This window comes from Brevundimonas sp. FV1ye29L (assembly GCF_058681095.1).
In genome coordinates this window covers 1,386,571-1,402,577 of record NZ_CM178730.1, presented here as the reverse complement: position 1 = coordinate 1,402,577, position 16,007 = coordinate 1,386,571, and the positions used below count along the sequence as shown (strand labels likewise).

General features: G+C 69.3%; 12 protein-coding genes and 1 tRNA gene. 7 read left to right on the top strand and 6 right to left on the bottom strand.

The window, feature by feature from the left end:
- Positions 1-20 precede the first annotated feature (20 nt).
- Positions 21-737, top strand: coding sequence for an HAD-IA family hydrolase (locus tag ACW17W_RS06880; protein WP_492080011.1), 717 nt, complete (start codon positions 21-23; stop codon positions 735-737).
- Between the two features lie 4 nt (positions 738-741).
- Here the strand turns inward: ACW17W_RS06880 and ACW17W_RS06875 are convergent, their stop codons facing one another.
- Positions 742-1,851 (bottom strand): oxidoreductase, encoded by a 1,110-nt coding sequence (locus ACW17W_RS06875; RefSeq protein WP_492080010.1) that lies wholly within the window; start codon positions 1,849-1,851, stop codon positions 742-744.
- A 114-nt stretch (positions 1,852-1,965) separates the two neighbouring features.
- On the opposite strand from ACW17W_RS06875, the gene ACW17W_RS06870 reads away from it, so the two are divergent.
- A complete protein-coding gene (locus ACW17W_RS06870) occupies positions 1,966-2,289 on the top strand; it encodes a winged helix-turn-helix transcriptional regulator (RefSeq protein ID WP_492080009.1) in 324 nt (107 codons plus the stop codon).
- A gap of 9 nt (positions 2,290-2,298) precedes the next feature.
- Here ACW17W_RS06870 and ACW17W_RS06865 read toward each other — a convergent pair whose 3' ends face one another.
- On the bottom strand, positions 2,299-2,697 hold the full coding sequence (locus ACW17W_RS06865; protein WP_492080008.1) for a winged helix-turn-helix transcriptional regulator: 399 nt from the start codon (positions 2,695-2,697) through the stop codon (positions 2,299-2,301).
- 106 nt (positions 2,698-2,803) lie between these two features.
- On the opposite strand from ACW17W_RS06865, the gene ACW17W_RS06860 reads away from it, so the two are divergent.
- The 3 genes from ACW17W_RS06860 to ACW17W_RS06850 all read left to right on the top strand — a co-directional run bounded on the left by ACW17W_RS06860 (position 2,804) and on the right by ACW17W_RS06850 (position 5,514).
- On the top strand, positions 2,804-3,550 hold the full coding sequence (locus ACW17W_RS06860; protein WP_492080007.1) for an SDR family oxidoreductase: 747 nt from the start codon (positions 2,804-2,806) through the stop codon (positions 3,548-3,550).
- A gap of 228 nt (positions 3,551-3,778) precedes the next feature.
- A tRNA-Val gene (locus tag ACW17W_RS06855) sits at positions 3,779-3,853 on the top strand.
- Between the two features lie 293 nt (positions 3,854-4,146).
- The gene (locus tag ACW17W_RS06850) at positions 4,147-5,514 is read left to right on the top strand and encodes a hypothetical protein (protein WP_492080006.1); all 1,368 of its coding nucleotides are present in this window, start codon (positions 4,147-4,149) and stop codon (positions 5,512-5,514) included.
- Between the two features lie 73 nt (positions 5,515-5,587).
- Here ACW17W_RS06850 and ACW17W_RS06845 read toward each other — a convergent pair whose 3' ends face one another.
- Complete coding sequence (locus ACW17W_RS06845) at positions 5,588-7,981, bottom strand: pre-peptidase C-terminal domain-containing protein (RefSeq protein WP_492080005.1); 2,394 nt, start codon at positions 7,979-7,981, stop codon at positions 5,588-5,590.
- A 208-nt stretch (positions 7,982-8,189) separates the two neighbouring features.
- On the opposite strand from ACW17W_RS06845, the gene ACW17W_RS06840 reads away from it, so the two are divergent.
- Positions 8,190-10,328 (top strand): DEAD/DEAH box helicase, encoded by a 2,139-nt coding sequence (locus tag ACW17W_RS06840; protein WP_492080004.1) that lies wholly within the window; start codon positions 8,190-8,192, stop codon positions 10,326-10,328.
- Positions 10,329-10,626: 298 nt separating this feature from the next.
- Entirely contained in the window at positions 10,627-11,706 is a 1,080-nt protein-coding gene (locus ACW17W_RS06835; protein WP_492080003.1) for an ABC transporter ATP-binding protein, read from the top strand.
- Between the two features lie 188 nt (positions 11,707-11,894).
- On the opposite strand, the gene ACW17W_RS06830 is transcribed toward ACW17W_RS06835, so the two are convergent.
- Genes ACW17W_RS06830 through ACW17W_RS06820 form a run of 3 tightly spaced genes read right to left on the bottom strand, consistent with a single transcriptional unit; the run spans position 11,895 to position 15,919 of the window.
- Positions 11,895-12,149 (bottom strand): hypothetical protein, encoded by a 255-nt coding sequence (locus ACW17W_RS06830; RefSeq protein WP_492080002.1) that lies wholly within the window; start codon positions 12,147-12,149, stop codon positions 11,895-11,897.
- A 24-nt stretch (positions 12,150-12,173) separates the two neighbouring features.
- Positions 12,174-12,608 (bottom strand): hypothetical protein, encoded by a 435-nt coding sequence (locus ACW17W_RS06825; RefSeq protein ID WP_492080001.1) that lies wholly within the window; start codon positions 12,606-12,608, stop codon positions 12,174-12,176.
- A 38-nt stretch (positions 12,609-12,646) separates the two neighbouring features.
- Positions 12,647-15,919: a discoidin domain-containing protein gene (locus ACW17W_RS06820; protein WP_492080000.1), complete on the bottom strand. Its 3,273-nt coding sequence runs from the start codon at positions 15,917-15,919 to the stop codon at positions 12,647-12,649.
- Positions 15,920-16,007: the final 88 nt, after the last annotated feature.

The following is a 16,007-nucleotide window of genomic DNA, read 5'->3' as shown; positions in this document are numbered from 1 at the left end:
CCGATGTTCCGGGGACCCGTATGACCGATCGCGACCTTGAGGGCTGGACCCTCGCCTTCGATCTGGACGGCACCCTCGTCCAGACCCATGGCGATCTGGTCGGGACCCTGAACCGGATGCTGGTGAACCACGGCCTGCCCGAGGTTCCGATGGAGGGGGCGTCGGCCCTGATCGGCGGCGGAGCCCGGGCCCTTCTGCAGCATGGCTTCGAACAGGCGGGCGCGCCGGCCGAGGACGCGCGCGACCCCGCCCTGTTTGACGCCTTTATCGCCGACTATATCGATCATATCGCCGACCATTCCCGGCCCTATGAGGGGGTGGTGGAGACGCTGGAGCGGCTGGCCGCGCGCGGCGCCCTGCTGGTCGTGGCCACCAACAAACGCACCGACCTGTCCGAACTCCTGCTGACGAAGATCGATCTCGCCCGCCATTTCGCCGCCATCGTCGGCCCCGACCGGGTCAGCGCCCGCAAGCCCTCGGGCGCCCATCTGAAAGAGGCCGTGCTCAAGGCGGGCGGAGATCCCGCCCGGGCCATTATGGTCGGCGACGCCGCCCCCGACACCGGGGCCGCCCGCGACGCGGGCATGCCCTGTGTCGTCGTCACATACGGCTATACGCCGATCCCGCCCGAGGACCTGGGCGGCGACGTCCTCATCGACCATTTCGAGGATCTGGAAGAGGCGCTCGACGGCCTGCTGTCGGACTTCTACGTCATGCGGGCCCTCGCCGGGCTCTGAGACCCTAGACCGTCGGAACGCTGCCGCCGTCGATCGTATATTCCACGCCGTGGATGGCGGAGGCCCGGTCGCTGGTCAGGAAGGCGACCAGGTCGGCGACCTCCTCGGGGCGGTTCGGCCGACCGATGGGGATGCCGCCCAGCGACTGCATCAGCACCTGGCGCGCCGTGTCGAAATCGGTCCCCTCGGCGGCCGCCAGCCGTTCAATCAGCCGCGTGGCCGAATCGGTCTGGGTAAAGCCCGGCGACACCCGCACCACCCGCACGCCCTGCGGCCCGACCTCGTTGGACAGGGCCTTGCTGTAGGCGCCGAGGGCGGCCTTGGCGGCGGCGTAGGCGGTGGTCGATTCATACAGCGGCAGCAGGCGCTGGATCGAGGTGATATGGACCACCACCCCATAGCCCTGGGACAGCATCGACGGCAGCAGCGCGCGGTCCAGCCGGACCGCCGACATCAGATTGGTCTCCAGAGCCTCGGACCAGGCCGCATCGTCCAGCGCCGCGTGGCCGCCGCCGGGCGCGGTGGAGCCGCCGACATTGTGGATCACCGCATCGACGCCGCCCAGCCGGGCCAGGGCCGCCGCAGCCGCCTTCGCCGCGCCATCCGGCGTCGCAGTGTCGGCGGCGACGAACAGGTCGGGATGCTCCAGCCCGTCAGGCATCGAACGGGCCGTGGTGAAGACCACCGCCCCGGCCTGGCGCAGGCGTTGGACGATGGCGGCGCCGATGCCCTGGCTGCCGCCGGTGACGAGGATCCGCCGACCCAGCAACTCGGCCGAGGCCGGGCGCACCGTGATTTCCAGCGCCGCGATCAGATCCCCCTCAAGGGTGAAGCGGTAGCGCAGATCGGCGGGCGCGCCGGGAAAGTCGCCGGTCAGATGGGCGGTGACGACGCCGCCCGTCGCAGTCGGCTCGAAACTGCGGGGTTCGGCGACGAAGCGGTATTTCACGCGCGCGGCGGCGGCCCAGGCCGCCACGGCGTCGCGGCCGTGGTGGTCGGCGTTCTCGTCCCGCACCGAGGCGTCTGCTGTGAAGCCGGCGGCCACGGCGGACGGGTCGGCGGCATTCGCGGCCTGAAAATAGCGGTCGATCGGGGCGGGCAGTCTGACGGTCATCTCGCATCTCCACTGGCGTGACATCGGAAATGCGCGTAGCCTCCGAACATGGCAAGTACTGACCAAAAAGTAGGGTACTCACCCACAGGTGACCTCGCGGACGTCACCCCCGACATGGCGGCGTCGGGCGTCGAGGCCGCCTTCCGCATGCTGGAGGGGCGCTGGAAGATGGTCATCATCTTCCATCTGTTCGACAAACAGGTGCTGCGCTTCTCGGAACTTGAGCGGGCCATCCCGGGCGTGTCCCAGAAGATGCTGATCCAGCAGCTTCGCGACCTGGAGACCGACGGCATCGTCCAGCGCACCGTCTGGCCCCAGGTGCCGCCCCGGGTGGACTACGCCCTCACCCCCTGGGGCCAGGCCATGTGTCCGGCCCTGGACAAGCTGCTGGAATGGGCGTCGAAAAGGCCAGGTCAGAGGACGCCGTCGGGAACGTGAGGGCGCTCCCTACCCCGCCTTCGCGGCATCAAACCTCGCCCGGGCCGTCTCTATCCGTTCCAGATGCGCCTCGGCCCAGGTCCAGACGCCGCAGAAGGCCTCGGCCAGGCTGAAGCCCATGTCGGTCAGGCGGTATTCGACCCTGGGCGGCACCACCGGGTGCACCGTCCGGATCACCAGCCCGTCGCGCTCCATCTGACGCAGGGTCTGGGTCAGCATCTTCTGGCTGATCCCGCCCGCCAGTTCCCCGACGCGGGTGAAACGCAGCTCGCCGTTCTCGGCCAGCACGTCCAGCACGATCATGGTCCATTTGTCGGCCACCCGGCCGATGACCTCATTGACCAGGGCCTCCACGCGCGGATCGACGGGTGGATAGTCGTGCGGGGGAATGGGCGCAGGCGCGGACATCAGTTTCCTTTCGGTGCGTATGGCACATTCCGGTGCCTACTTTCCATTGGAGAGTGTCGGTTCTAGATCACCCTCCATCGGTTTCCAACACCTGAGGAGAAGACCCATGGACACCCGCAACGACACCATCCTGATCACCGGCGGCGGCTCCGGCATCGGCAAGGCCATGGCCGAGGCCCTGCACGCGCGCGGCGCCCGGGTGATCATCGCCGGCCGGCGTCCGTCGGCGCTCGAGGCCGTCGCCGCCGCCAACCCCGGCATGGCCACCGCCGTTCTGGACGTGGAGAAGGCCGACGACATCACGGCCTTCGCCGCCCGCATCGTCGCCGACCACCCGGACCTGAACGTCGTGATCAACAATGCCGGGATCATGGTTCCGGAGGACCTGACGGCCGACCCCGTCGACCTGTCGATCGCCGAACAGATCATCGCCATCAACCTGCTGGGCCCGATCCGGCTGACGGCGGCCCTGCTGCCGCATCTGAGGTCGAAAGCGTCGGCCACCGTGGTGACCGTGTCGTCGGGCCTGGCCTTCGTGCCCCTGGCCGCCACCCCGACCTACAACGCCACCAAGGCGGCCATCCATTCCTGGAGCCAGTCCCTGCGCCACCAGCTGAAGGACACGTCGGTCCGCGTCATCGAATGGGCGCCCCCCGCCGTCGCCACCGACCTGATGCCCGGTCACGCCGAAAACCCGAACTCCATGCCCCTGGCCGACTTTACCGCAGAGAGCCTCGCCCTGTTCGAGGCGGGACATGACGAGGTGCTGGTCGAACGGGTCAAATTCCTGTCCGGCGCCGAGGCGCGCGGCGAATACGCCCAGGTGTTCGCGGCCCTGAACGGGGAGCACTGACTCCGCCGTCCCATCCTGCGTCAGCGCGGGCGGGCCCGCCCCTGGCCGGCCGGTGTCCCGAATCGGGACATCCGGGCCGGTCGGATCGCGCGGTGTCCCGGGCTCGCAAGCGGGGCCGTGCCGAAAGGGTCCGTGCAACCGGCATCTGACGCTTGCCCTTTGGCGGGCGGCAAGCTATGTCCGCGCCTCCCCGGTCGCTGCCTGAATCAGGTGCGACACGTCTGGTCCGGATGCTTAGCTCAGCGGGAGAGCACCTCGTTCACACCGAGGGGGTCGCAGGTTCAATCCCTGCAGCATCCACCATTTCCCCATCGCCGATATCCCGCAAAGTCCCGCTGCGACTGGACCTGGAGCGGTCGACAGTGGTTCCCATCCGGGTTCAGCAACGCGAGGTTATGGTTAAGTCCCGTGGCGCGCGCGTGGAGCTCGGAACCTTCGCCATAAAGGTTATGTTTGACGCCCCTGCCGGGATTGGGGGTCGAATTCGCTCGCCCCACAGGTGCATCGATATGGTTACTAACCGCGTCCCGGGTGCAAGTGGCACAACCGGTCCGCGTCTTGCTCTACGTCGCTTCACATAGATTGGAGTGGTCGTTGTGAACCGGATCATCATCATTGCTGCGGGCCTGACCCTGGCGGCCGCGGCAGCGGGAAGCGCCCATGCGGGCAACTATGGCGGGAGCGCAGGCGGAGGCTCTCGTGGCGGCTCCGGAGGCGGCGGCTCGACCTGTGGCGGCGGCTGCGGCGGCTCGGGCGGCGGCGGTCATACCGGCGGCGGCGGATGGTCGGGCGGTGGCGGCCATAGCGGCGGCGGATGGTCGGGCGGCGGCGGCCACAGTGGCGGCGGAGGCTGGTCTGGCGGCGGCGGCCACAGCGGCGGCGGTCGGCCGGGTGGCGGCGGCTGGAACAGCAACGTCAACGTCAACGTCAATAACAACGTGAACACCAACTCGAACGCCAACTCCAGCAGCTACGGCGGCGGCGGATACGGCGGCGGGTCGTATTTCAACGCCCGATCCTACAGTGGCTACGGGGCCCAGCGCTTCGGCGGAGGCTCCGGCTATGTCGGCGGCGGCGACTACTATTCGCCCATGGGTCCTGACGGCAACGCCGGGATCCAGCTCTCGGGCGTCGCCGGACCCAGCGCGCCCTTCGGCTATGCCGTCGGCGGCTTCGGCCGCACCTACGGCAATCGCTATTCGACCCGCGTGGTCGACTATTGCGCCACGTCCGGCGGCTATTCGCAAGGCGGCTATTACCAGAGCGGCTACGCCAGCGGCGGCCATGCCCAGGGCGGCTACGTCCAGAACGGCCACGGCTACGGCCAGGGCGGCTATGCCCAGGGCGGATATTCACAGGGTGGCTACGGCCAGGGCGGCTACGGCCAGGGCGGCCATGCGCCATCGGCCTGCGCGCCCGTGGCGCCGCCCGCTCCGGCTCCCTATTACCCGCCGGCGCCTGCCCCCTACTATCCGCCGGCCCCCAAGCCCTATCCGTCCGGCTGCCTGCCCTGCTCGGCCCCGGTCGTCCAGGCGCCCTTCTATTCGGTCAGGCCGTCCGCACCCGTTCACATGCAGGCCCAGGGCGTGCGGATCGTGTCCCCGCCGGTGAATGTGCCGCCGCAGCGCGTCTACATCCAGGGGCCGCCTGTCATCGTCGACGCGCCGCCGGTCAATGTCGCGCCCGCCCAGATCTATCTGGAAGCGCCCAATGTCCGGGTGCGGCCGTCCGAGGTCACGGTGGCCGAGCCGGAGATCCACTTCGTCGAGCCCGATCCCAACCGTCCGCCGCCCGAAGACTGCTGCGACGTGACGAACGGCCCCGCCGCGCCGATCAGCCTGCCGTCAGGCGGCGGTCACGGCGGTCAGGTCCAGGGGGGGTACGCTCAGGGGGGCCGCTCCTATGAACAGGGCGGCACGCGGATCACCTACGGCCAGCCGACCGACGACACCCGGTTCCAGTAGAACAGAAGCCCGAAGGGTCGGCCCTGCCGGCCCCGACAGGGGGCGCCGCATGATGATGCGGCGCCCCCTTTTTCTATGGCCGGCCGGCGGCGGCGGCGTCGAGGGCCGCCAGGCGCAGCACCACGTCGTCCACCTGTACGCCGCCGCGGTCGACCACCAGGTTCTGGTAGCTGCGCTGGCCGTCCACAGTTTCGGACTCCACCCCGTCGACGTCGCGGTTGAACTGGCGGCGCAGATAGGTCGACAGCTCGCCTGCGGTGACCATCCGGTCGCCGTCGCCGTCGGCCTCGCCGCCGAGGCCGGTCCGCAGGAAATGCGCCAGATAGCCGCCCGCCGAGAACTTGTCGGCCACAGCGCTGGTCAGGTCCTCCTCGGAGCTGAACAGGCCCATGACACCCGGCCGGTCGACCACATTGCGGGCGAAACCGCCCGAGAAACAGCTGTCCAGCACCAGCATCGACAACCGGGTCCGCAGGCCGCCGAACAGGGCCGCCATCTCCGTGTCGGATATCTCGCCATCCCGCAGGCTGATGGACTCGCTCCGTCCGTCAGGCTCCGCGGCGCTGGGCGCCCCCGGATCAGACTGGCCGCCGTGGCCCGAGAAGAAGAAGATGAACAGGTCGTCCGGCCCGGCCCGGGCGGCGACCTGCCGGAAGGCGTTGCGGACGCCGTCGACCGTCGCCTCGGCATTGGTCAGGGTGACGCTGGCCGGGTTCAGCACGCCTTCGCGACGCAGGGACTCGGCCAGTTTCAGCGCGTCCTCGTCAGTATAGTCCAGGTTGCTGGCCTGTCCGGCATAGTCGGAAATCCCCACCATCACGGCGAAGACCCGGGGGCCGCCCTGGACCGAGGCCTGACGCGCCGATCCCTGGCTCGGCTGGACGCTGAGACGATAGGAACCGGTCTCGCCGGGCGCAAACGACGTCACCGAGACCGTGTACTCGCCCGCCTCCGACAACACGGTGTCGAGCCGGCTGTCGGTCCCCCCCTCGCCGCCATCGTCGTTGTTGATCGTCTGGCCCGACGGCGAGCGCAGGATCGTATAGGCGTCAAAGGCGGACGAGGTCAGTTCGACCGACACGCGTTGACCCCGCCGACCGGTGAACCGCAGCCGGTCGACGTATTCGCCGGACGTCAGGGTGTCGTCGCCGGCCTGCAGCACCCCGCTGACGGTCTGGCCGATGGACAGGTCCCCCGTAGTCGAGACCGGCTGGACCCCGGGGGTCGGCGCCCCGGGCCGGTAGGCCGCACCGTCCGCCACAGTCAGGCGATAGGCGCCCCGCTCGCCGCCCTCGAAACTGGTCGCCGAGATGGTGTAGCGTCCGTCCGCCGGCAGGGTGACCAGAAGACGGCTGTCGCGACCTCCATCCTCTGAATCATCGTTAAAGCGCGAGAACCCGTCCGGTCCGCTGATCTGGACATAGGGGTCGAACTCGGTCGAGACGAGACGCAGATCCAGCTGCTGCCCCTGACGGCCCTGGAAGATAAAGTCATTGACGTATTCGCCGGAGGTCAGGGTCCGCGCCCCGGGCGCCAGCCGGCCCTCCCGGGTCTCGCCCAGCCTCAGGGCCGGACCGCTGCCGGCCGAAACGGTCGGCGCCGGGCCGGCTTCATCCTCATCCGCCTGCACGGCCAGTTGATAGCCGCCGGTCTCCCCGGAGCGATAGCTGGTGGCCGAGACCGTCACCGGGCCGTCGGCGGCGGCGGTAAAGGTGATCCGGCTGGCGTTCGAGCCGCGCCTCGCGGCGTCATCGTCATTGTCCTCGCTGAGGCCGCCCGGCCCGCGCACCATCAGATAGGGGTCGAAGTCGTCCGAGTTCAGCCGCACCGTCAGGGTCTGGCCGCGCCGGGCGTCCAGCGTCCAGCTGTCGATGAACTCCCCTGTCCCCAGCGTCTCGTCGCCTCGCGTCAGCCGGCCCGAGGCCGTAGCCCCGGGCTGAAGATCGCCGTTGGACGCCGCCCGCCGCGCGCCCGTGTTGGCGGTGCGGCCATTCAGATTGCCGAACTGCCCTCCCTGCGACCGCGCCGGCGGCGTGGCGGCCTCCCCGCGCGGGCGCGCCGGACGGGTGGTCGCACCGCCCGCATTGAAGCTCAGGACATAGTCGCCGGTTTCGCCGGGGGCATAGCTGGTCGCTGAAATCGTGTACTCGCCGGCGGCCGGCAGGCGGACGTCGATCCCGGCGCTGCGGTCCCCGTCCGCCGCATCGTCATTCTCCTCCGAAAATTCGTTAGGACCCTTCAGGATCAGATAGGAATCAAGGTCCGCCGAGGTCATCCGCAGACGGACCTGATCCCCCGCCTGACCCCGGAACCGGTAGGCGTCGCGGAACTCCCCGCTGTTCAGCGTGCCGTCGCCGCGCCGCAACGATCCGGAGACCGTGGAGCCCGGTGAAATGCTCTGCTGGGCCAGCGCCGGCTGGGCCAGAAGGGTCAGGGCCGTGGTGGCGGACAAGAGCGTCTTGAACATGTATGGTCCCCGCGAAGCGCCCGACTCTGGCGCATTCGTCGATTCCTGTCATCTCACCCCTGCCGCCGCGCCTGTCGGTTCCTGATCACCCGGTCACACCCCCGGTTCGTCAAACACCATTCGGCCACGTTCCCGGTGCATGGGGCGCGCCCTCCCTTTCTGACCCAAGCCCAGCGCGCTGACGCACTGCGCGCCATACGGATTCCCGATGCCCTTCCCCGCCAGCCATCCCGCGCTCGACCGCGCCCTCGCCGACCGCGGCTATGCCGAACCGACTCCGGTCCAGTCCGCCGTGCTGGAGGCCGAGCCCGGCCGCGACCTGCTGGTCTCGGCCCAGACCGGTTCGGGCAAGACGGTGGCCTTCGGCCTGGCCCTGGCCGACACCCTGCTGGGCGATCTCGATCGCGTCGAGGACAACGCCGCCCCGATGGCCCTGGTCATCGCCCCGACCCGCGAACTGGCCATGCAGGTGTCGAAGGAGCTGGAGTGGCTCTACGCCTCGGCCGGCGGCCGCATCGCCACCTGCGTCGGCGGCATGGACCCGCGCGCCGAGCGCCGGGTGCTGGAGCGCGGCGCGGCCATCGTCGTCGGCACCCCCGGCCGTCTGAAGGACCATCTGGAGCGCGGCGCCCTGGACCTGTCGGCCTTGCGCGCCGTGGTGCTGGATGAAGCCGACGAGATGCTCGACATGGGCTTCGCCGAGGACCTGACCGTCATTCTCGACGCCGCCCCGGCCGAACGCCGCACCCTGATGTTCTCGGCCACCCTGGCCAAGGACATCGTCGCCCTGGCCCGGACCTACCAGAACGACGCCATCCGCATCGACACCACCTCGAAGAACGCTCCCCACGGCGACATCGAATACAAGGCCATCCGCGTCCATCCGAACGAGATCGAGAACGGCGTCGTCAACGTCCTGCGCTATTTCGAGGCCCCCGGCGCCCTGGTCTTCGCCAATACGCGCGAGCGGGTGAAACACCTGACCGCCTCCCTGCGCGAGCGCGGCTTCTCCGTCGTCGGCCTGTCGGGCGAACTGACCCAGAACCTGCGGTCAGAGGCCCTGGCCGCCCTTCGCAACGGCCACGCCCGCGTCTGCGTCGCCACCGACGTCGCCGCCCGCGGCATCGACCTGCCCGATCTGGGCCTGGTGATTCACGCCGAGGTTCCGGTCAACAAGGCCGGCCTGCTGCACCGGTCTGGCCGTACCGGCCGCGCCGGCAAGAAGGGGGTCTCGGTCCTGATGGTCAGCTATGCCCGTCGCCGCAAGGCCGAGCTGATGCTGCAATCGGCCGGCATCGTCGCCGAATGGTCCGGCCCGCCGACCGCCGAGATGATCGAGGCCAAGGATCATGAGCGGATGATGTCCGACCCGGTCCTGACCGCCCCTGCGGATGAGGAAAACCTGGCCCTCGGCAAGCTGCTGCTGGAACGCTCGTCGCCGGAACAGGTCGCCGCCGCCCTGATCCGCCTCTATCGCCAGAAGCTGCCCGCCCCCGAGGACGTCCGCGATGACGAGCGCATGGCCCGCGCCCAGTCGACCGGCAAGAACGATCGCGGCCAGAAGGACGGCCCCCTGACCGACTTCGCCCGCGATGGCGAGATGACCTGGTTCCGCATCAACATCGGGCGCGACAAGAACGCCGATCCGAAATGGCTGATGCCGACCATCTGCCGTCTGGGCGACGTGTCCAAACCCGACATCGGCGCCATCCGCATCTTCGACCGCGAGACCAAGTTCGAGATCACCAAGGGCGCCGAGGACCGGTTCCTGAAGGGGATCGCCCGCGGCATGGAGGACGGCGTCACCATCGAGACCGCCGTCGCTCCGGGCCCCAAGGACAAGCCCGTCAGCCGCTGGGACAAGTCTCCCCGCACGGACTCGCCGCGTCCCGCACGCGCCGAGGGCGGCAAGTTCGAAAAGGGCGGCCGGTTCGACAAGGCCGAGGGCGGCGAGAAGAAGCCGTGGAAGGCCCGCGAGGAGCGTCCCTTCACCGAACGCCCCGCCGCTGCCGCCCGTGCCGAACGCCCGGACCGGACAGAGTCCGACGTCAAACCCTGGCAGAAGGCCGAGACCGACGCCGGCGCGCCGGCGAAGAAACCCTGGGTCAAACGCACCCCGTCCGACCCGACCCCCGAAGGCAAGAAGCCCTGGGTGAAGAAGGCCCCGACCGGCAAGACGCCCTGGACTCCGCGCGATGCCGCGCCCGCCCCTGCCGGCGACCAGCCGTGGAAGGGCAAACCCAAGGGCAAGCCGGCCGGCGGCGACCGTCCCTGGGCCGCCAGGGACGCGCGCGGCAAACCCGCCGCCGCCAAACCCTTCAAGGCGAAGAAGCCGCCCCGGAGCTGAGTGGCCGTCCGCCGCACACGATCATCGGTCCCTGTATCAATTTCCGTCATCCTCGCCCTTGTGGCGAGGATCCAGACTCCCGATGGCCGACAGTACCCTCTGTCGCAGAGGCAGGCGGTGATCGCATACGACGGCGTTTCTGGATCCTCGCCACACGGGCGAGGATGACGGCTTCTGGCCAGTCGAGCTCGCTCTCGCCGGGCTGATCGCACGGGACGATCGCCTCCAATCCCGCTTCACCCGCCCGATGTAACCGTTTACGGTGCAGACAAAACAAGCGGTAGCGGGTGGAATACGTATGGCCGGAGTTCGGCTTGAGGGCGTGAAGAAGCGGTTCGGCGCCGTGGAGGTGCTGAAGGGGGTGGATCTGGACATCGCCGACGGCGAGTTCGTGGTGTTCGTGGGCCCGTCAGGCTGCGGCAAGTCCACCCTTTTGCGCACGATCGCCGGTCTGGAAGAGCTGTCGGGCGGCGTCGTCTCGATCGGCGACCGGGTGGTCAACGACCTGTCCCCCTCCGACCGGGGCATCGCCATGGTCTTCCAGTCCTACGCCCTCTATCCGCATATGACGGTGCGCCAGAACATGGCCTTCGCCCTGACCCTGGCGAAGACGGACAAGGCCGAGATCGATCGTCGGGTCAACGCCGCCGCCGAGACGCTGAACATCACCGACTATCTGGACCGCAAGCCCAAGGCCCTGTCCGGGGGCCAGCGCCAGCGGGTCGCTATCGGCCGCGCCATCGTGCGCGAGCCGCAGGTCTTCATGTTCGACGAACCCCTGTCCAACCTCGACGCCGCCCTGCGGGTGCGGATGCGTTACGAGTTCGCCAGTCTGCACGAGCGGCTGAAGACCACGATGATCTATGTCACCCACGACCAGGTCGAGGCCATGACCCTGGCCGACCGGATCGTGGTTCTGAACGCCGGGAGGATCGAACAGGTCGGCCGGCCGATGGAGCTGTACGATCACCCCGCCAATCTGTTCGTCGCCGGCTTCATCGGCAGCCCGAAGATGAACCTGATCCCGGCCGAGGTCGTGACGGCCTCCGCGACAGGTGCGACGGTGAAGACGGCCTCCGGCGACACGGTCGATGTCGCCGTCGACGCCGGCCGCGCCACGCCGGGCGACAGGGTCACGCTGGGCGTCCGTCCCGAACATCTGGAGATCGCGACCGAAACGGGCGTCGACACCACGGTCACCTTCGTCGAGACCCTCGGCCACGCCACCTATGCCTATCTGGCCTATGGTCAGGAGGCCCTGACCCTCCTCGCCCCCGGCGACGCCCGCCTCGCCGCCGGCCAGACGGTCTCGCTGTCGATCCCGAAGGCACAGGCGCATCTGTTCGATGCCGGGGGTCAGGCGTTCCGGCGGGTTTGAATCCTGTCCTCCCCGTTCGCCGCTTGGCGAATGGGGAGGTGGATCCGAGCATCGCGAGGAGACGGAGGGGGCGACTCCGCCGATGAAGCAGCCGATGCGTCGGACACCGCCGCGCCACCTCCGTCACGGCGCAAGCGCGCCGCGCCACCTCCCCACGCCTGCGGCGCAGGGAGGACAAGCTTCTAATCCTACCGCTTCCTGATCCGCGCCTCGCCAAGAGCCCAGACCGACCCAACAATCGACATCGCCACGAAGCACCAGAATGCCATTACCCACGCCATGGCAAAGGTCTGGCTAAAGGCGATTGCCAGGAACAACGCCGGATAGAGCAGGAGGATCAGGAACTGAACCGCGACGAGTGCAAGCCCAGTCAGGACGAGGGTGAATGGTAACCAGCGGCGCATTGGCCCCTCCGATATGAACAGGACGGAACTGTCGTTCACGAACTCGTGATCGTCAAGAGTCCCCTACCGCTTCCGGAACCGCGCCGCCTCGGCCGCGAGGTCAGACCCCCAGTCGCTCTTCTCCTCGGCGGGTTCTGGCGTGAACGGCGCCTCGGGCAGCGTCCCCGCCACGCCCCGGATCGCCAGCCACAGGGGTTCGCTGAACACCGTCAGCATCCGCAGCGGTTTGCGTTTCCCGTCGGTGACGTCCCAGCCGGCATCCTCGAAGGCCGCGATCTGTTCGACGGGCGGCCGGCGCTCGACCCGGTCCCAGTCGCCGGGCCGGGCCGCATCCTCGGCCTGTTCCGCCGTCAGGCCGAAATTCTCGACCAGACAGGCATCCACCTCGGGAAACTCGTCCCGTCGCGCCGGGTCGGCATAGCCGGGCTTCATCAGCGCCTTGGTCTCCAGATCGGAGACGCCGGGCAGGTCGATCAGGCGGCGGAGCGGCTGGGTCATGAGTGGGGCTTAGACCCGCCTCGCCGGCCCACGCAAGCCTAGCGGATCTCCACCCGCCGGGCGCCGGCCGGGATTTTCAGCTCGCCCAGATCCCATTTGGCGTTGCGGCCGTCGATCCGCGTCCGGGTCGGCAGGGCCAGACCCTGGGGCCAGCGCACGACATAGCCGCCCGGCGCCTCGACGCCCCGTGAGATGTCCAGAACGATCACCCCGTTGTTGCGCACCATCAGATACGACAGCGGCCCGTAGGGAGTGCGGACATCGCGAACGCCGACGCCGGTCGCCGTGTCCAGCCAGTCGTGGGGAATGCCGTCGGCGAGCACCAGGGCGTGGTCGCTGTCCCGCTCATAGACGAACAGGTCCAGCGCCGAGCGGATATAGTCCGAGCTGATCCAGGCGTGGGGCATGTCGCCGATGAAGCGCGGCTCGCGCAGGTCGCGTCCCACCACCTCGGCCCAGCCGTTCCACGCCGCAGGCCGGCGGTCGGCGAAGAAGAAGTCCAGCGCCTGCATCGCCCGGTCGCGCCGCCCCAGCCGCATCAGGGCCCCCACATTGCGCAGTTCATAGGGGGTATAGTCCCTCCAGCCGGCGGCGTTGGTCTGGCGGGCGACGAAATTCTCCCAGTATTTCTCGAACGTCCGCTTCAGCAGGCCCTGCGGCAGGTTGGCCTGTTCGCCGCCCGGCGACAGGGCGATGGTGGTCGAGGTGGCGTCGAAATCACCCCGGTCGGCCGCCCCCGCGATCCAGTCGATGCGGTGCCGCACCGCCGTGCCGCTGATCGAGGCGCGCAGGTCGCGGGAAAACTGGTCGCGGCTGGCGGCGATCCGCGTGGCCGCCGTCCGGTCGCCCAGGATCCCGGCGATGAAGACCGCGTCCTTGTAGCCCAGCAGGCCCCAGAAATCGTCCCAGTAGGACCAGGCCGCCTTGTCCGAATAGCCCTCGTGGCTGATCGTCGGCGGCAGCAGGCCGAACAGGTGGCGGTTCTCGCGCGTCCGGTTCTCCGGGGTCCGGGTCGAGGCGCGCAGCCCGTCCATATAGGTGATCGCCCCCTGCACCTGGGGCCAGACGCTTTCCAGCAAGGCCCGGTCGCCGGTGTAGCGCCAGGTCTCGGCGGCGAGGAAGACGAACTCCCCGTGGCTGTCGTTCTCGGGCACCGGATCGGCGCCGCGCTGATCGACGCAGCAGGGCACCTTGCCATTGGCGAACACATAGGGGGCGTACCAGCGCAGATAGGCCGCCGACAGGTCGGCGTGGCCCAGCCGGTTCAGCCCCTCGGCCATCATCGCCCCGTCGCGGATCCACGAGCGATTGTAGCTGCGCGTCCCGGGCTGAAGGATCGGCCCCTGACGCGACATCAGCATGTGCGCCAGCGAGGTCTTCATCGTGTCCTCGATCCGCTGCCCCTGGGGCGGCACGATCAGGTCGAACCGGTCCAGCTTGCGCCGCCATTGCGATTCCACCCGCTGCTGCACCGCGTCGAAATCCGTTGTCAGGGCCTCGGCGTGGTCGCCCGCCAGCGGGGTGACGAAGCCGTACGTGCGCGTCTCGCCGGGCTGCAGGGTGACGTCATAGAGGGCCGCCGCCGCCGCCAGACCCGCCGGATCGCGCACTGACAGGGCGCCGTCGGCCCCGGCCCTGCCGGAAGCGATCAGGGCCTGCGGATCCGCGCCCGCCTCGAAGGCCGCGCCGACCATTCGATCCGCGTCGCCGGCGAACCGCACGGTCGTCTGATCGCCCAGCCGCAATTGGGGGCCGTCGCCTTCGATCCGCATCAGCGGACTGGCCCCGCCCGGCACAGCCAGGAACTGGACCGGCCCATTGACCTGCATCGGCCGCCCGACCAGGGCCAGGGTCAGGGTCTTCGCCCGTCGCGAGGTATTGGTCAGGTCGTAGCGGCCATAGAGGCGGGCGTTCGCCGGTTCGCCCTCGGCCATGGCCGTGACCTTCAGCGTCCAGCCCTCGTGCGTCCAGGTCACGGTCGGGATCGGCAGGTCGTCCTCGACCAGGGCTTGGCTGGTCGCCACATCGGCCCAGGTCACCAGACGGCCGTTGTCCAGCACGAAGGGCTCGATCGAGGGCCCGCCGCGCCGCAGCTCGATGGCGCCGTCCTCGGAGATCAGGCCGCTCTCGCCGCCGCCGTCGACCCCGACCAGGGTCCAGTAGGGCTGTTCGCCCCGGAAGCCGCGCGGATACAGGCCCCGCCGCGACTGGGCCGCGACGGCCATCAGGAATTTCGTTTCGTTCTCGCCAAAGGCGAGAGGCTGGATTGTCAGCTCGGACAGGCCGTAGGCGGTCTGGGCCCGGTCATTGGTCTGGCCGGCCCCCATCTGGCCCGCCGTACCGGCTTGCCGCGCCGGCGGCGCCATCAGGTCCAGCTTCAGCCACCGCGCAGAGGCCTCCGGCGTCCGCAGCCAGTCCGTCCCGCCGTCACCCTCGGTCACCTCCACAAGAGTCCGCCAGACGAGACCGTCTGACGAGGCCGACAGTCGATAGGCCGTCGCCGAAAGGCCGTCGGCCCATTTCAGGGTCAGGCCGCCGAACTCCCGCTCAAAGCCGAGATCGAGGGTAAAGCTCTGCGCGCCCGCCGCCGTCGTGCGCCAGACGGTCGCCGGATCACCGTCCACAGCCAGAACCGCGACGCCCGGCCCGTCCTCGCTGGATGCCGTCGCCAGCGGCTGCGGCGGCACGGCCGGCTCCGGCGGCAGTTCGCGCAGGATCAGGTCATCGACCTCGATCCAGCCCTTGCCGCCCTGTCCGGCCGTGACGACGAACTCGATCCGCTCGGCGCCGCGGAAGGTCCTGTCCGGGTTCGGGCCCCAGGCCCAGATCACCTGACGCTTCTTGATGACGAACTCGGTCCAGCCGTCGGGGAAGTCATAGCGCGCCACCTGGTGCCAGTGGACGTTCTCGCCCGACGCATCGGTGAACTTGACCTCGAAGGTGTTGGGCAGGCCCTCGCCCCGGACGCGGAACCGAATCTCGTAGTTCTCGGGCACGGACAGCGGCAGGGCGCGGGCGGCGAAGGCGTAGCCGGACTTGCCGTTGAAGTCATAGCTCAACCGCATCGCCGGCGAGCCATCCGGGCCGGTCACGGCGCCGATCGCCGACGACACGTCGGTGGAGGCGTCGGCGCTCCAGGGCGTCAGGTCCGAGAAGTCGTCCAGCGCCGTGACGGGCAGCGGCGCGGTCTCGACCGGCGGCTGGAGGTTCAGGGCGGCCGTGGGATCGATGGATGCAGCCGGCGACGCCTCCTGCGCGACCGCCGGAGAGGCCCCAAGCGAAAGCATCGCCGCAACCACAATCATCCGCATCCGCAATAACTCCTCCGTCATCCTCGGGCTTGACCCGAGGATCGGGCGCGCCGCGCATTCCGCCTTGCCGGCCGAACACCGTGTCTCA

Excerpts from the sequence above, each read along its gene's own strand:
- ACW17W_RS06880 (WP_492080011.1), top strand. The coding sequence starts at position 21 with ATGACCGATCGCGACCTTGAGGGCTGGACCCTCGCCTTCGATCTGGAC.
- ACW17W_RS06875 (WP_492080010.1), bottom strand. The coding sequence starts at position 1,851 with ATGACCGTCAGACTGCCCGCCCCGATCGACCGCTATTTTCAGGCCGCG.
- ACW17W_RS06870 (WP_492080009.1), top strand. The coding sequence starts at position 1,966 with ATGGCGGCGTCGGGCGTCGAGGCCGCCTTCCGCATGCTGGAGGGGCGC.
- ACW17W_RS06865 (WP_492080008.1), bottom strand. The coding sequence starts at position 2,697 with ATGTCCGCGCCTGCGCCCATTCCCCCGCACGACTATCCACCCGTCGAT.
- ACW17W_RS06860 (WP_492080007.1), top strand. The coding sequence starts at position 2,804 with ATGGACACCCGCAACGACACCATCCTGATCACCGGCGGCGGCTCCGGC.
- ACW17W_RS06845 (WP_492080005.1), bottom strand. The coding sequence starts at position 7,981 with ATGTTCAAGACGCTCTTGTCCGCCACCACGGCCCTGACCCTTCTGGCC.
- ACW17W_RS06840 (WP_492080004.1), top strand. The coding sequence starts at position 8,190 with ATGCCCTTCCCCGCCAGCCATCCCGCGCTCGACCGCGCCCTCGCCGAC.
- ACW17W_RS06835 (WP_492080003.1), top strand. The coding sequence starts at position 10,627 with ATGGCCGGAGTTCGGCTTGAGGGCGTGAAGAAGCGGTTCGGCGCCGTG.
- ACW17W_RS06825 (WP_492080001.1), bottom strand. The coding sequence starts at position 12,608 with ATGACCCAGCCGCTCCGCCGCCTGATCGACCTGCCCGGCGTCTCCGAT.
- ACW17W_RS06820 (WP_492080000.1), bottom strand. The coding sequence starts at position 15,919 with ATGCGGATGATTGTGGTTGCGGCGATGCTTTCGCTTGGGGCCTCTCCG.